The following is a 15,449-nucleotide window of genomic DNA, read 5'->3' on the forward strand; positions in this document are numbered from 1 at the left end:
AGACTGGTGGAATGACCGGCCTGATCGCATTTCGCGAGATCGTCCTGAAAGTTCACAGCAGATGCGATCTCGCTTGTGATCATTGCTACGTCTACGAACACGCTGATCAGAGCTGGCGAGCCCGGCCGAAGACGATCTCCCCCGAGGTCATTTCCCAGACCGCGTCGCGGCTCGCCGAACATGCCCGTGACCATGCACTCCCCTCCGTCACGGTGATCCTCCACGGAGGGGAACCCCTGCTGGCGGGCCCGGACCGACTCCGCCTGGTGTGCGAGGAGTTCACCCGTGCACTCGCCGGGACGGCCGAGCTCGACCTGCGCGTCCACACCAACGGGCTCCAGCTCGGGCCCCGTTACCTGGACCTCTTCGCCGAGTACGGCGTCCGGGTCGGCGTCTCCCTCGACGGGGACCGCGCGGCGAACGACCGCCACCGGCGCTTCGCGGACGGCCGCTCCAGCCACCCGCTGGTCCTGCGGGCCGTCGACCTGCTCCGCTCGGAGCCCTACCGCCACCTGTACCAGGGCCTGTTGTGCACCGTGGACGTCTCCAACGACCCGGTCGCCGTCCTGGACGCCCTGGTCGCCCTGGAGCCGCCGCGGGTGGACTTCCTGCTCCCCCACGCCACCTGGCAGACCCCGCCGCAGCGGCCCGCAGGCGCGCCCGACGCGTACGCCCGCTGGCTGCTGCGGGTCTTCGACCACTGGGAGCGGCTGGGGCGGCCGGTGCCCGTGCGGCTCTTCGAGTCCCTGCTGTCCACGCTGCGCGGCGGACCCAGCCTGACGGAGTCCCTGGGGCTGGCCCCGACCGACCTGGTCGTCGTCGAGACCGACGGGACGCTGGAGCAGGTCGACTCCCTCAAGAGCGCCTACGAGGGGGCGGCCGCCACCGGGTTCAACGTCTTCGACCACGCCTTCGACCGGGTGGCGGCCCACCCCGGGGTGCGGGCCCGGCAGCTGGGGCTGGCGGGCGTCAGCGCGACGTGCCGCCGGTGCCCTGTCGTACGTTCGTGCGGCGGTGGGCTCTACACCCACCGCTACCGGGAGGACGGGCCGGGCGGCCCGGGCTTCGACAACCCCTCCGTCTACTGCTCCGACCTGCGGGAACTGGTGGAGGGCGTCGAGGGGCGGACGGCCGCCCGGGAGGCCGCCCCGCAGCTGGCCGACCCCGCCGAACTCGCCCGCTCCCAGGAGGAGCTGACCCGCGCCCTGCTGGCCCGGCTGAACGGCGAGCTCGCCGCCGATCCGGAGTGGGCGCGGGCCTGGGAGGTGCTGACCCGGGCCGAGGGGGCCGGCCCGGACGCACTGGACGCCGTACTGGACCACCCGTTCACCCGGACCTGGGTGCTGGAGGCTCTCGACGCGGCCCGCGAGGGGCGCCCGGACGCCCCGGCCGCCGCCCGCAGGCTGGCCGCGCTGGCGGCGGCGGCCGTGCTGCGCGGCGGGCTGGATGCGGCGGCCGAAGTGACCTACCGGGACGGCGAGGTGTACCTGCCGACCCTGGGCCTGCTGCGGCTCGGGGAGCCGGGTACGGAGGGCCGCGCCGTCCTGCACGCCACCGGCGAGGAGTACGCGGTCGTCCGGGCGGGCCGCACCGAGCACCGCTTCGGCCCGGCGGCGGGCGACGCGCGCTGGCTGCCCGTACGGACCTGGCGGCCCGGGCCGGGGCAGCCCCCGGTGGCCCTGGAGGACCTGGACCCGTACCGCAACTGCTTCGCCCGCCCGCCCCGGCTGCGGCTCGGCGCCGGGGAGGCCGACGCGTGGCGGCGCCGCCTCGACGCGGCCTGGGCCCTGCTGCACCGCACCGTCCCCGAGTTCGCGCGGGCGGCCGCCGCCGGGCTGAGCACCCTGACCCCGCTGGCCGGCGGCCCGCGGGCCCAGGGCTGGGGCGAGGCCGGGCGGCACGGGCCGGGCGCCCTCGGGGTGCCCTACGCGGCCGGGGTGCGGGAGACCGCGCTGGCCCTGCTGACCGGGCGGCGGCGGGCCCGGCTGCGGGCGCTGGCCGAGGTGGCCGACCTGTACGCGCTGGACGGCGCCTGGCAGCACCCCTCACCCTGGCGGACCCGGCCGGTGCCGGTGTCGCGGCTGCTGGCCGACGTGCACGAGCGGGTCGCGGTGGAGGCGTACCGGCGGGCCACGACCACGCAGGAACCGGGCGGCGCGGACCGGCTCCACCGGGCCCTGGACCGGCTCTCGCAGGCGGCCGAGCTGACGGTGACCGGCAAGCGGCTGGTGGAGGAGCTGCGCTGGGAGCTGAAGGCGGTGGACGCGTGAGCGGCCGCCTCGCCCTGGCGGTCCAGCTGCGGCTGCTCGGCGTGCGCCCGCGCCGGCGGCTGCTGGTGCACGCCGCGCTCGGCGGCACCGGCCTGCACCCCGGGACGCTGCGCGAGGCCCTCACCGGGGTGCTGGGGCCGCAGGGCACCCTGGTGGTCCCGGCCTTCACCGCGGAGAACTCCCTCACCTCCTCCGCCCACCTGGCCCGGATCGCCGGCCTCGACGAGGACGCGGTGGCGGCCTTCCGCGCCCGGATGCCCGCCTTCGACCCGGAGCGCACCCCGAGCCAGGGCGTCGGCGCCTTCGCCGAGGCGGTCCGCACCGCGCCGGGCGCGGCCCGCAGCGCCCATCCGCAGACCTCCTTCGCCGCGCTCGGGGCGGACGCGCGGCGGATCTGCTCGGAACACCGGCTGGAATGCCACCTGGGCGAGGATTCCCCCCTGGGAAAACTGTGCTGGGAGGGAGGGCAGGTACTCATGATCAATGTGGGATTTTCGGCGTGTACCGCTTTCCACCTCGCGGAGTACCGAATTCCGAAGCCCCCCTTGCGCATGTACGACTGTGTGGTGAAGGTGAACCTTCCGGGCGGGCGGCGGGGGCACGGGGACGAGGGGGAGTGGACCAGGTACGAGGACGTCGCCCTGGACGACAATGATTTCGCGGAGATCGGCCGGGCGTTCCCGGATTCGCTCCTGCGCAGGGGGAAGGTGGGCGGGGCACCCGCCGTTCTGTTCTCGATCGCGGACGCCGTCGATCACGCCCAGGCCTGGATGACCGAAAACAGATGCTGATTGACTGAACGAGGAGGGGATGTGGCGGAAGAGCTCCGGAATGATGTTCCTTCGCTCGCATCTTCGGGACGGGGGTCGTGTGCCCGCATCAGTGCAGCCGTACTTTTTTCTCAGTTATGCGCATACGCCGAGGTTCGGGCCCGGAGGACCCGACCCGGACATGTGGGTGGAGCGGCTCTTCCGTGATCTCTGCAACCACATCATGGCTCTCACCAGCCTGCCCGCCGGCTCCGAGGTCGGCTTCATGGACCGCGAGATACGCAACGGCGAGGGCTGGTCGGAACGGCTCGGGGCGGCCCTCGCCACCTGCCGGGTCTTCGTCCCCCTGTTCTCGCCGCGCTACTTCGCCAGCCAGATGTGCGGGAAGGAGTGGTTCGCCTTCGCCCAGCGCGCCATCCAGGTGGGCGCCGCCAGCAACGAGAAGACCGAGGCCATCGTCCCCGCCCTGTGGGTACCGGTGCCCCCCTCCCAACTGCCGCTTCCGGCCGAGCGGTTGCAGTTCAACCACAGCACCTTCGGCGAGCGCTACGTCACCGACGGGCTGTACGGCCTGATCAAACTGCGCGGCTACGCCGAGCAGTACGAGCACGCCGTGTACGAACTCGCCCGCCGCATCGTCGGGGTGGCCGAGAACGTGCGCCTGAAGCCGGTCCGCCCGCTGGACTACCGGGTGGTGCCCAGCGCCTTCGGCCCGGCCGGCGCCCGCCCCGGCGGCACCTCCGCCCGCACCCTCCACGTCACCGTGGCCGCCGCCTCCCGGCACGAACTGCCGGAGGGCCGCAGCCCCGAGTACTACGGGGAGAGCGCCCTGGAGTGGAACCCGTACCACCCGACCTCCCAGCGGCCCGTCGCGTTCGTGGCCGAGGAGCTGGTCAAGAACCTCAACTACCAGACCACGCTGTCCTCCTTCGACGACGAGGCCGGCCACTTCGACAGCAAGCAGCCCCCGACCCGGCCGGAGATCCTCATCGTCGACCGCTGGGCGGTGGAGGACGAGCACCGCCGCCAGCGCCTGGCCGCCTTCGACCAGGAGCACCGCCCGTGGATCAACGTGGTGGTGCCGTGGAACCGGTACGACCACCAGAGCCGGGCCAGGGAGGACGAGCTGGCGCGCCGGCTGGAGGAGACCCTTCCGGTCAAGATGGGCCAGGGCCGGGCCGCCTGCCGGGCCGCCGCCAACGGCGTGGCCAGCCTGGAGACCCTCGGGCAGATCCTCCCCCAGGTGGTCGAGGCCGCCGCCCAGCAGTTCCTCAGACACGCCCAGGCGTACCCGCCGGCCGGGCACACCCCCACCGAACGCCGGCGCCTGGTCGGGCCGATGGGGATGGGCGACCCGCCACCGGCCCCCTTCCCGCCCGCCGCGCACCGGCTCGGGCGGGACCGAAGCGACGCAGCCGACGACAGCACCGACACCGACCGGGGGGACGCGGATGACAGCCAGTCGTGACAGCCGAGACGGACGCATCGTCACCTTCTACTCGTACAAGGGCGGGACCGGCCGCACGATGGCGCTGGCCAACACCGCCTGGATCCTCGCCTCCAACGGCAAGCGGGTCCTCGCCGTGGACTGGGACCTGGAGGCCCCGGGCCTGCACCGGTTCTTCCACCCCTTCCTGGACCCCTCCACGCTCGGGGCCACCACCGGGGTCATCGACCTGATCAGCGAGTACGCCTGGGCCGCCACCAGCCCGGTGCAGCGCGCCGCCGACTGGCACAAGGACTACGCGCGGATACAGCCGCACGCCGTCTCGCTCAGCCCCGAGACCCTGGGCTGGGACTTCCCCGACGGGGGCACCCTCGACTTCGTCTCGGCGGGCCGGCAGAACCGCGAGTACTCGGCGACCGTGTCCACCTTCGACTGGGACAACTTCTACGACCGGCTCGGCGGCGGGCTCTTCTTCGACGCCCTGCGGGCGGACATGAAGCAGAACTACGACTACGTCCTGATCGACAGCCGCACCGGCCTCTCCGACATCGCCGACATCTGCACCGTCCACCTGCCCGACGTCCTGGTCGACTGCTTCACCCTGTCCGACCAGTCCATCGACGGCGCCGCCTCCGTCGCCCGGCAGATCGACGAGCGGTTCGGCGACCGCGGCATCACGATCTACCCGGTGCCGATGCGCATCGACGAGGGCGAGAAGGAGAAGGCCGACGCGGGCCGGGCGCTGGCCCGGATCAAGTTCGACCGGTTCCCCGGCGCACTCGTCGGCGACGAGCTGACCGCCTACTGGGGCGCGGTGGAGATCCCGTACCGCCCCTACTACGCCTACGAGGAGACCCTGGCCACCTTCGGCGACGAGGCCGGGCTCACCAACTCGCTGCTCTCCGCCTTCGAGCGGCTGACGACGGTGGTGACCGCGGGCGAGGTCACCTCCATGCCGGTGATCGCCGAAGAGGTGCGGCTGCGGATCCGGGACGCCTTCACCCGGCGCCGCCCGGCCCTGCCCGCCGACCTCTTCCTCTCCTACGTCGCCGAGAACCGGATGTGGGCCGACTGGATCGAGTCGGTGCTCACCCGGGCCGGCTTCCGGGTCGTGCCCAAGGACGTCTCCGCGGAGCGCCCGCCCGCCCCCGAGGGCGGCGGCGACACCCTGGGCGGCGGGACGGGCATCAGCGTGGACACCGCCGCCCGGACGGTGGTGCTCCTCTCCAGCGCCTACCTCAAGTCGGCCCGGGCCGTGGAGGTGTGGAACCGGGCCGCCGCCGAGGATCCCACCGGGGGCAGGCGCCACCTGATACCGCTGCGGGTGGGCGACGTGCGCCTGGCCACGCCCTACATCGACCGCAACCCGGTGGACCTGTTCCGGCTCGACGAGGTGCACGCGACCGCCGCCCTGCTGCGCGCGGTGGAGCGGCCGATGGCCCTCGCGGACACCGTCGCCGGCGCCTCCCAGCCCGGCCCCCGCTTCCCGGGGACGGTCCCGAAGATCTGGAACGCGCCGCCCCGCAACCCGGGCTTCACCGGCCGCAGCATCGTCCTGGAGCGGATGCGCGACCAGCTGGGCGGCGGCATGGCCGTGGTCCTGCCGCAGCCGCAGACCCTGTACGGGCTGGGCGGCGTCGGCAAGACGCAGGTGGCGCTGGAGTACGTGCACCGGTTCATGGCCGACTACGACCTGGTGTGGTGGATCTCCTCGGAGCAGACCGACGACGTGGTCGCGGCCCTCGCGGAGCTCGCCGTACGGCTGGGCGCGCAGACCGGCGAGGACATGGCGGCCGCCTCCCAGGAGGCGATCGACCTGCTGCGCCGGGGGGTGCCGTCCGCGCGCTGGCTGCTGGTCTTCGACAACGCCGACGATCCCGAGACGCTCAAGCGGTTCTTCCCCCCGGGCGGCCCGGGGCACGTGCTGGTGACCTCCCGCAACCAGTCCTGGTCCCAGTACGGGGACGCGCTGCCGGTGGACGTGTTCCTGCGCGAGGAGTCCGTCGAGCACCTCCAGCGCCGTGCGCCGGGGCTCACCAAGGACGACGCCGAGCAGGTGGCCGTCGCGGTGGGCGACCTGCCGCTGGCGGTCGAGCAGGCCGGGGCCTGGATCGCGGAGACGGCGACGCCCGTGTCCGCGTACCTGGAGCAGCTCGCCGAGCAGACCGCGCGGGTGCTGGGCCTGAACCAGCCGGCCGGGTACCCGCAGCCGGTGGCCGCGACCTGGAACGTGTCGATCGAGCGGCTCCAGTCCCGCTCCCCCGCCGCCGTGCGGCTGCTCCAGCTGTGCGCCTTCTTCGCGCCCGAGCCGATCTCGGCGAACCTCCTCTACAGCAAGGAGATGATCGACGCGCTCAAGCCGTACGACGCCTCGCTCCAGGAGAAGCTGGTGCTGGGCCGGGTGATCCGGGAGATCGGCCGGTTCGCGATGGCCAAGGTCGACCAGGTCAGCAACAGCATCCAGGTGCACCGGCTGGTGCAGGCCGTGATCCGGGCGCAGCTGTCGGAGGAGGAGCAGCGCGAGGCCCGGCACGCGGTGCACCGGATCCTGGCGGGGGCCCGCCCGGACGACGACGAGCCGATAGACAACCCGGCGACGTGGCCGAGGTTCAACACGATCTGGCCGCACCTCATCCCGTCCGAGGCACGGTTCTGCAAGGAGCCGGAGACCCGCCGGCTGCTGATCGACCGGGTCCGCTACCTGTGGAAGCGCGGTGACTTCAAGGCCGCGTACACCCTCGGCGAGGAGCTGCGCGAGGCGTGGCGGGAGATGCTCGGCAGCGACGACCTCCAGTACCTGTACCTGCGCTTCCACCTGTCGAACATCCTGCGCTCGCAGGGCCGGTTCGTGGAGGCGAAGGAGCTGGACGAGGTCACGCTGGAGCGGCAGCGGGCGGCGCTGGGCCCCTCGCACCCGCACACGTACATGACCACCAGCGGCCTGGCGATGGACCTGGGCGCGCTCGGCCGGTACGGCGAGGCGATGGAGCTGGCGACGGCGGCGCACGAGGGCTTCGGGCAGATCTTCCACGAGGCGCACCCGCGCACCCTGGCGGCGGCGAACAACCTGGCGCTGAACCTGCGCATGGTCGGGCAGTACGCGCGGGCCAGGGAGATCGACCAGGAGGTCTTCGACCGGCGCACGGAGGTGCTGGGCCCGGACCACCCGTACACGCTGTCCTCGGCGCAGAACCTGGCCCGGGACCTGCGCGAGGTGGGCCGGTACGACGACTCGGTGCAGCTGCTGAGCCGGGCGTACGACATCTACAAGCGGACGCTGGGCCGGGCCTTCCCGGGCACGCTGTCGGCGGCGAAGAACCTGGCGGTGTCGCTGCGCCGGGCCGGGGAGCTGGAGGACGCGCTGCGGCTGACGACGGCGACCCGCAACCGGTACCGGGCCAAGTACACCTCCGTCAACCCCGACCTGCTGGCCTGCGAGCTGAACCTGGCCTCGGACCTGTTCGCGACCGGTGATCCGGGCGCGGCGCGGGACCTGGCGCAGGAGGTGGTGGACGAGTACATGAAGGTGCCGGGCGAGAGGCACCCGTACACCCTGGCCGCGCTCAACAACCTGGCGGTGTTCCACTGGGGCACGGGCTCGGCGGAGACGGCGGAGCCGCTGCTGCGGCAGACGATCCGCAGCATGCGGGAGGTGCTGGGCGACAACCACCCGCACACCGTCTTCGCGCACCTGAACCTGGCCAACGCCCGGGCGGACCTGGGCGATCCGGAGGGTGCCCTGGAGCTGGAGCGGGAGGCGGTGGTGCGGCTGCGCGAGGCGCTCGGGGCGCACCACCCGGAGACCCTGGCGAGCTCGTCGAACATGGCGGTGAGCCTGGACATGACGGGCCGCAAGGAGGAGGCGGCGAGGGTGCGGGCGGAGGCGGTGTCCGAGCTGGCGCGGCTGCTCGGGGAGGACCACGGTCTGACCCGGTACGCCCGGGACGAGCGGCGGGTCCACCGGGACCTGGAGCCGCTCGCGGTGTGATCCGACGGAGGGCGGCGGGGCTTCGCGGTCCCGCCGCCCGGGAACGAGCGCAGGGGGCGCCGTGACCGACAGCATGACCTTTCGCAACGAGGACCTGCCGGCCCTCTTCCACCACACCGATCAGGCGGCGGTCTCCCGGCAGCGGGAGTCCACGCAGGCCACGCGGGCGCAGCTGGTGCTGCTGGTCGTCGCGGCGGGGGCGGCGGCCCTCCCGTCGGGGCCCGCGCCGGGCGGGCTGCACCTGTTCGCGGCACTGGGCGCCCTGGCGTACGCGGGGGTGCTGGCCGTGGGCGTGCGGGCGACGCGTCGGCGGGCCCGTCCGCAGTGGCAGCTCAACCGGAGCGCGGCCGAGTTCATCAAGTCGCTGGCGTGGCGGTACGCCGTGCACGGGGCGCCCTTCGGCAGTGAGGTGGCCGGGCCGGAGGGGGTGTACCGGGCGCGGCTGGAGAAGGGGCTGGACGAGCTGCGCAAGATGGGCTGGCGGGATCCGCGGACGGCGGGCCTGCTGCCGGAGGGAGGGGAGATCACGGGGGCCATGCAGCGGCTGCGCGGGCTGGAGTACCAGGTGCGCAGGGAGACCTACGTCCGGGACCGGCTGATCGAGCAGCGCACCTGGTACCAGCGCCGGGCGGAGGGCTCGCGGAGGGCCACGGCGCTGTGGTCGTGGACGATCGTGCTGCTGACCTGCCTGGGGCTGCTGTTCGCGCTGTTCGGGGCGTTCGGTTCGGGTCCGGGGGCGTCGGCGGCGGCGGGGCTGACGAGCGCGGCCGCCGCGGCGGCGATCGCCTGGAACGAGGTGCGCCGCCACCATCCGCTGATCGAGGCGCACACGCTGATCGAGCAGGACCTGTCGGCGATGATGGTCGTGATGCAGACGACGATCACGGAGTCGCAGTGGCCGTCGGCGGTGTACGAGACGGAGCGGTACGTGTCGCCGCAGCACACGGACTGGCTGGCGCGGCACAGCAGTTGACCGCGGGGCCGGACCCGCGCGGTCCGGGGCGCGGCCGACGTGCCGCGGCCGACGTGCCGCGGGCGACGTGCCGCGGGCGACGTGCCGCGGGCGACGTGCCGCGGGCGACGTGCCGCGGGCGAGGGGGCGTGGTTCAGTCGCGGGCCACGCCCTCGGGCCAGATGACGGTGACGGGTTTGCCCAGCGCGCGGGCGTAGGCGACGATCTCGCCGGTGCCGCCGTGCCCGCGGGCCGGGAGGCCGTCCCAGACGGCGACGAGCCGGTCGCAGGTCTCGGCGATGTAGGTGCCGGCGGCGTAGTAGGCCTCGTCGGTCGAGCGGGGGAAGGCCATCACCACCTCCTGGGTGGCGCGGTCCTTGAGCCGCCGGTACGCGGCGAGGGCGTGCGGGTCGCGGAAGGTCTCCTCGTAGTCGCCGCTGGGGATGACGACGGTGAGCTCGGCGCCGTGTTCCAGGGCGATGGCGGCGAAGAGCTGGTCGGCTCCGTCCGCGAGGCTGGAGAGGGCCTCCAGCGGCCCCGGCTGGCCGCCGAGCACGTTCCGCAGGCCCTCCTCGACATGGGCGAGGCCCGCGTCGGGAATCGACCGGTGCCCGGTCACGCCGATCCGCTTCATACGAGCTTCCTCCCCCGTGGACGCCCTGGACATCCTCCCAGAAGGCGGGAGGACGTCCAGGGGGCCTGCGCCGGGGCCGGCCGTCAGTAGACGCTGACGCCGTAGGCGCTCAGGGCTTCGGTGACGGGCTGGAAGAAGGTGGTGCCGCCCGAGGAGCAGTTGCCGCTGCCGCCGGAGGTGAGGCCGACCGCGCGGCTGCCGGAGTAGAGCGGGCCGCCGCTGTCGCCGGGTTCGGCGCAGACGTTGGTCTTGATCATGCCGTAGACCACGTCCCCGTTGCCGTAGTTCACGGTGGCGTTGAGGCCGGTCACGGTGCCGCTGTGGATGCCGGTGGTGGAGCCGCGCCGGGTGACGGACATGCCGTTGGTGGCGTCGACGGCGGTGGTGATGTCCTGGCTGCCGACGGTCCCGGGCGGGACCGGGCTGTTGCTGGCGTATTTGATGAGCCCGTAATCGTTGGTGGGGAAGCTTGAGCCGACGGTGCTGCCGATGGTGGTGGTGTGGGAGGTGCTGGTCCACCAGGTGCCCGCGCCGTCGGTGCAGTGGCCGGCCGTCAGGACGTAGTAGTTGGCGCCGTTGCGGACGTTGAAGCCGAGCGAGCAGCGCCAGCTGGCGGCGTAGATGGCGTCACCGCCGGAGAGCAGCTTCCTGATCTTGCCCGGGGTGCGCTCGATGCGCAGCGCGGCGGCGTCGGGTCCGGCCTCCTGGCGGATTCTGGCCAGGTCGGACTGGGTGACGGTGGAGTCGGCGGTGACCACGAGGGTGCCGGTGGCGGGGTCGGTGTGCCAGGCGGTGCCGGCGACGTCGGCCCGCAGGACGGAGGCGCCGGCGGCGGCGAGCCGGGCGGCGCTGAAGCCGGTGTCCGCGGGGTCGGCGCTGGCGGCGGTGGGCGCGGCGATCGCGGCCGCGGCGGCGAGGCCGGTGGCCACGGCGAGCAGCCGCAGGCGGGTGGTGCTCTTGATCCTCACTTCACGTCCTCCCGGAGGGGGTCTGGGGCCCGGCGGTCGTGGGGGTGCCGGAGCCCTTGAGCGGCGGGGGGAGGGCGCGGCGGACGCACGGCCGTCGGCCGAACGTTTCGCCGTGCCCCTGACAAGTCCGCCGGATGACGCTGAACCGGAGTGTCATGGCGTCAGTTAGCGGCGGCAAGGGCGCCTTTCAGCCGTCGCTCTCCTGCGGCGGCCGCGAACGGCAGGGTGTTCCCGGGGGGCGGGAACGGGCAGATGAAGTGGTCGGCGAACGCGCAGGGCGGCAGCAGGGCGCGGTTGAGGTCGACGGTGACGCCCCCGTCCGGATCCGGGACGCCCGGCCGCAGGAAGCGGAACCGGTAGCTGGATCCGCCGCTGGTGGCGTCGGCGAAGACGGCCCACAGGCTGCCGTCGTCCCCGTCGACGGCCACCTGGAGGGCATGGCGGGCGCCTCCGTGCTCGAAGAGCAGCTCGCCGCCCAGACCGAGGCCGCGGGTGCGCCCGTCGGCGTTCTCGACCTGGACGGTCCGGTCCTCCCCGTACGGACGGAACCGGCCCGGCAGGGCGAAGGCGGGGTCGTAGGGGGTGGCCTCGATGCCCCGGAAGGAGCGCCGGGCGGCGGAGCCGGGGTCGTAGGTGCGCACGGCCCACTCGCCCTCGCGCCGGATCACCATCAGGCGTACGCCGCCCGCGGCGAGGCGGGAGCCGGCCGGCGGGCCCTCGTCGGCGCCCAGGCACACCTCCCCGGCGAGGGGCTCGCCGTCGAGCCGGAGGCCGTCCTCCGGGACGGCGCTCACCACCACGCCGTCGCCGGTGGCGCTCCAGCGGCCCGGAACGGCCGGAATTCGACCTTCCAGGTCCTCCGGCACCCTGGGGGAGATCCAGTGGGTGCCGGTCAGCGCGAGGGGTCCGTAGGGGGCGGAGACGGTGGCCGTGCGCTGCTCGTGCCACCGCTGCCAGGCTGTGGTCGCTTCGTCGTCATCCATGCCGCACAACCCTTCCACGCGGGCCCGGACGGGAATCCCCCCGTACGCCGTCCGGGCCTGTGGAACCGGTGGACTGACGCGTCCTCATCCCTGTGGCCGCCGTGGGACGGACGCCGTGTCAGCTGCAGCCGCAGTCGCAGTCGCAGCCGTCGCAGCAGCAGCCGTCACAGTTGCAGCAGTCACAGCCGTCGCAGTTGCAGCAGTCGCAGTCGCAGTCGTCGCACCAGGCGTCGCGCTTCTTGCGGGACCAGGGGCCCTCGTAGTCGGTGCAGCAGATCTGGCAGGTGCAGAACAGTCCGATGGCCACCGCGCAGCCGTGCAGCAGCCCCCGGCGCGGCTTCTGCGGGGGCAGCCCGCCGAAGCCGCCGCCCCCGCCCCCGCCGCCGCCGGGGCCGCCGGGGCCCATCGGGGGCGGCGTGCCAGGGCCGCCCGGGGCGTACTGGGGCGCGCCGCCGTAGGGGTTCTGGCCGTACGGCGCGCCGCCGTACGGGCCGCCCTGCCCGTGGCCGCCGTGGGCGTACGGGTCGTGGCCCTGCGGGGGGTAGCCCTGCGGGGGCTGCCCGTAGCCCTGCCCCACGGAGTTCGCGGCGGCGTGGCCGTGGCCGCAGGAGTTCGTGCCGAAGGCCCGGTCCACCGAGGTGCGCAGCTCGTGCACCAGCAGCCGGTGGGCGAGCCCCGCGTCCGCGAACTCCACCTCGCGCATCGCCAGCTTGATCCCGTGCAGCGCGTCGTCGCACAGCCGGCGGGCCTCGGCGCGGGAGGTCCCGGTCGCGGTGAGGGGGTTCCAGGCGCCCGCGGCGGCGTCGGCGGCCTGGTCCTCGACGGCGTCCAGCAGGTGCGCCAGCCGTCCGAAGTAGCGTCCGGCCTCGGCCAGCGGCGCGGCGTTGCCTGGCCGTCCGGCCAGGACCGCGGTATGCGCGAAGGCGGCCGCGGTCGCGGTCTCCGTCGGCTCGGTGACCACCAGGACGGGAGTGCCGGGGCCGGCCAGGGTCTCGATGCCGCCCTGGCGGTCCACGGCGTCGACGAGCACCGCCGTGTCGAAGCCGAGCGCGGCCCCGGTGCGGGCGCCGGCCCGGTCCCAGCCCCGGGCCACCCGGCGCGCGGCGGCGGCGATCGGGGCGCGGGCCAACAGGCCGTCCCGGTCCGCCACGTGGTCGCGGACCTTCGCCGAGGCGAGCACCAGCGAGACGGCGGCGGCGAGCCGGGCGCCCTCGCCGTTGGCGACGGGGGCCGTGCGCATACCACGCAGCGGGCAGGGTCCGGCGGTGCGCCGCGCGCCGGGCAGCGGACCCGACTGAGCCTCCGTCAGAACGGAGACCAGCAGCCCGTCGTAGTTCGTGACGATCCTCGCGAACTGGCCGTGGTCACCGCGAAGTGCCAGGCACAGACCGCAGAGATGGGCCATCCACTCCGTCTTGAACCGGTCGCCGAGCCGGTGCGTGCAAGGTCTGACGATGCCGAACAATCCGCTTCCCCCGTGTGTCATCCGCGTGTTTCGGGGGCATCGTATCCAGCCAACTCGTTCACCCGTACGCCCGAGCTCCTCACCCGGACGGCGGCGGCGGTCGTATTTTCACTCAGTCAGCAGCGGCAGGGGCCGGGAACCTCACCGGTGCAACGGATGTTCTGCACCAGTCCCGTCACGAAACCCCTGCGCGGCGGCTATCCACTTGGCGCGTTGTCAGCATCATGGACGACCATAGGGGCAACGGAGCAGAAGACAGACTGGCCACGGTGAAAGGAGGCGTCCATGGGTTCGGTACGCAAGGCGAGCGCCTGGTTGGGTCTCGTGGAGGACAACGACGACGAGCGGTACTACGACGACGACTACGCGGAGGCGGTGGACCGCCGGCAGGGCTCGGTCTCCGGACCCGGCGACCAGTGGGTCACCGACCCCCGGGTGCGGGTGGCCTCGGAGTCCGCGGTCGAGCGGGGCCGGCGGATCGCGACGGTGACCCCGGACGGGTTCCGGGACGCGCGCGGCATCGGCGAGCTCTTCCGCGAGGGTGTCCCGGTGATCGTGAACCTGTCGTCCATGGACCCGACCGACGCCAAGCGCGTGGTCGACTTCGCGGCCGGCCTGACCTTCGGCCTGCGCGGCTCGATCGAGCGGGTGGCGACCAGGGTCTTCCTCCTGACCCCGGCCGACACCCAGATCGTCAGCGGTGAGGCGGGCGGCCGCTCCCGCGACTTCTTCAACCAGAGCTGAGCAAGGACTCGCCGGCCTAGCGGAAAGCGTCCAGCCCGGTGAGCGCCTTGCCCAGCACCAGCTGGTGCATCTCCACGGTGCCCTCGTAGGTGAGCACCGACTCCAGGTTGGTGGCGTGCCGCATGACGGGGTACTCCAGGGAGATCCCGTTGGCCCCGAGGACGGTCCGCGCGGTACGGCAGATGTCGATGGCCTCGCGGACGTTGTTGAGCTTGCCGAAGCTGATCTGCTCCGGCCGCAGGGTCCCCGCGTCCATGCGCCGGCCCAGGTGGTGGGCGAGCAGGATGCCCTTGTGGAGCTCCAGCGCCATGTCGGCCAGCTTGGCCTGGGTGAGCTGGAAGCCGCCGATGGGCCTGCCGAACTGCTCGCGCGTCCGCGCGTAGTCGAGCGCGGCCTCGAAACTGGCGCGCGCCGCGCCCATGGCCCCCCACACGATCCCGTACCGCGCGTGGCTGAGGCAGCCCAGCGGACCCTTGAGCCCGGTGACGCCCGGCAGCACCGCGTCCGCGGGCAGCCGTACGTCGTCGAGCACCAGCTCGCTCGTCACCGAGGCGCGCAGCGACCACTTGTGCTTGATCTCCGGGGCGGAGAAGCCCGCGCTGTCGGTGGGCACGGCGAAGCCGCGGATCCCCTCGTCCGTCTGCGCCCAGACGACGGCCACGGAGGCCACCGAGCCGTTGGTGATCCACATCTTGCGGCCGTTCAGGATCCAGTCGGAGCCCTCCCGCTTGGCATGGGTGCGCATCGCGGCCGGGTCGGAGCCGACGTCCGGCTCGGTCAGCGCGAAGCAGCCGATCAGCTCGCCGGCGGCCATCCCCGGCAGCCAGCGCTGCTTCTGCTCCTCGGAGCCGTACTTCCAGATCGCGTACATGGCGAGGGAGCCCTGGACGGAGACCAGCGAGCGGATCCCGGAGTCGGCGGCCTCCAGCTCCAGGCAGGCCAGGCCGTACTGGACGGCGCTCGCGCCCGCGCACCCGTAGCCGGTCAGGGACATGCCGAGGGCACCGATGGAGCCGAGCTCGCGGGCCAGCTCGCGGATGCCGGGGAGCTCGCCGGCCTCGTACCACTGGGCGATGTGCGGCAGGACCCGGTCGGCGGCCCAGGAGCGGACGGTGTCGCGGACGGCGAGGTCCTCGGGGCTGAGCAGTTCGTCGAGACCGAGCGGATCGGTGGGGACGAAGGGGGTCTTCGGCGCGGACGACGCGGACAAGAGGGGCCTCCCGGCAGG

The 15,449-nt window shown here is 73.5% G+C and carries 11 protein-coding genes; 6 read left to right on the forward strand and 5 right to left on the reverse strand.

The features are described from left to right. Positions 1-11: 11 nt before the first annotated feature. From fxsB to AB0469_RS26910, 5 genes are all read left to right on the forward strand, one after another. The gene (gene fxsB / locus AB0469_RS26890; RefSeq protein ID WP_366454019.1) at positions 12-2,270 is read left to right on the forward strand and encodes a radical SAM/SPASM protein FxsB, inactivated metallohydrolase extension form; all 2,259 of its coding nucleotides are present in this window, start codon (positions 12-14) and stop codon (positions 2,268-2,270) included. Beyond that, the gene (locus tag AB0469_RS26895; protein WP_366454020.1) at positions 2,267-3,061 is read left to right on the forward strand and encodes an AAC(3) family N-acetyltransferase; all 795 of its coding nucleotides are present in this window, start codon (positions 2,267-2,269) and stop codon (positions 3,059-3,061) included. The genes fxsB and AB0469_RS26895 overlap by 4 nt, the downstream gene beginning before the upstream one ends. A gap of 43 nt (positions 3,062-3,104) precedes the next feature. Continuing rightward, the gene (locus AB0469_RS26900) at positions 3,105-4,508 is read left to right on the forward strand and encodes a TIR-like protein FxsC (protein WP_366454071.1); all 1,404 of its coding nucleotides are present in this window, start codon (positions 3,105-3,107) and stop codon (positions 4,506-4,508) included. Then, the gene (gene fxsT, locus AB0469_RS26905; protein WP_366454021.1) at positions 4,492-8,475 is read left to right on the forward strand and encodes an FxSxx-COOH system tetratricopeptide repeat protein; all 3,984 of its coding nucleotides are present in this window, start codon (positions 4,492-4,494) and stop codon (positions 8,473-8,475) included. The genes AB0469_RS26900 and fxsT overlap by 17 nt, the downstream gene beginning before the upstream one ends. A gap of 73 nt (positions 8,476-8,548) precedes the next feature. Then, entirely contained in the window at positions 8,549-9,448 is a 900-nt protein-coding gene (locus AB0469_RS26910) for a DUF4231 domain-containing protein (RefSeq protein ID WP_366454072.1), read from the forward strand. A 133-nt stretch (positions 9,449-9,581) separates the two neighbouring features. On the opposite strand, the gene AB0469_RS26915 is transcribed toward AB0469_RS26910, so the two are convergent. The 4 genes from AB0469_RS26915 to AB0469_RS26930 form a co-directional block, all read right to left on the reverse strand. Beyond that, positions 9,582-10,061: a hypothetical protein gene (locus AB0469_RS26915; RefSeq protein ID WP_366454022.1), complete on the reverse strand. Its 480-nt coding sequence runs from the start codon at positions 10,059-10,061 to the stop codon at positions 9,582-9,584. Positions 10,062-10,144: 83 nt separating this feature from the next. After that, positions 10,145-11,029, reverse strand: a complete 885-nt coding sequence (locus AB0469_RS26920; protein WP_366454023.1) for a S1 family peptidase — start codon at positions 11,027-11,029, stop codon at positions 10,145-10,147. A 161-nt stretch (positions 11,030-11,190) separates the two neighbouring features. Continuing rightward, on the reverse strand, positions 11,191-12,012 hold the full coding sequence (locus tag AB0469_RS26925; RefSeq protein ID WP_366454024.1) for a DUF1684 domain-containing protein: 822 nt from the start codon (positions 12,010-12,012) through the stop codon (positions 11,191-11,193). A 118-nt stretch (positions 12,013-12,130) separates the two neighbouring features. Further along, entirely contained in the window at positions 12,131-13,477 is a 1,347-nt protein-coding gene (locus tag AB0469_RS26930) for a DUF5685 family protein (RefSeq protein WP_366454025.1), read from the reverse strand. 285 nt (positions 13,478-13,762) lie between these two features. Here AB0469_RS26930 and sepF point away from each other — a divergent pair, with 285 nt between their 5' ends. Next, entirely contained in the window at positions 13,763-14,221 is a 459-nt protein-coding gene (gene sepF / locus AB0469_RS26935; RefSeq protein WP_366454026.1) for a cell division protein SepF, read from the forward strand. A gap of 16 nt (positions 14,222-14,237) precedes the next feature. On the opposite strand, the gene AB0469_RS26940 is transcribed toward sepF, so the two are convergent. Continuing rightward, the gene (locus AB0469_RS26940; RefSeq protein ID WP_042811154.1) at positions 14,238-15,431 is read right to left on the reverse strand and encodes an acyl-CoA dehydrogenase family protein; all 1,194 of its coding nucleotides are present in this window, start codon (positions 15,429-15,431) and stop codon (positions 14,238-14,240) included. Between the last annotated feature and the right edge of the window lie 18 nt (positions 15,432-15,449).

The sequence above is a fragment of the Streptomyces sp. NPDC093801 genome (assembly GCF_040701585.1).
GTDB lineage: Bacteria > Actinomycetota > Actinomycetes > Streptomycetales > Streptomycetaceae > Streptomyces.

Excerpts from the sequence above, each read along its gene's own strand:
- fxsB (WP_366454019.1), top strand. The coding sequence starts at position 12 with ATGACCGGCCTGATCGCATTTCGCGAGATCGTCCTGAAAGTTCACAGC.
- AB0469_RS26900 (WP_366454071.1), top strand. The coding sequence starts at position 3,105 with ATGTTCCTTCGCTCGCATCTTCGGGACGGGGGTCGTGTGCCCGCATCA.
- fxsT (WP_366454021.1), top strand. The coding sequence starts at position 4,492 with ATGACAGCCAGTCGTGACAGCCGAGACGGACGCATCGTCACCTTCTAC.
- AB0469_RS26910 (WP_366454072.1), top strand. The coding sequence starts at position 8,549 with ATGACCTTTCGCAACGAGGACCTGCCGGCCCTCTTCCACCACACCGAT.
- AB0469_RS26915 (WP_366454022.1), bottom strand. The coding sequence starts at position 10,061 with ATGAAGCGGATCGGCGTGACCGGGCACCGGTCGATTCCCGACGCGGGC.
- AB0469_RS26925 (WP_366454024.1), bottom strand. The coding sequence starts at position 12,012 with ATGGATGACGACGAAGCGACCACAGCCTGGCAGCGGTGGCACGAGCAG.
- sepF (WP_366454026.1), top strand. The coding sequence starts at position 13,763 with ATGGGTTCGGTACGCAAGGCGAGCGCCTGGTTGGGTCTCGTGGAGGAC.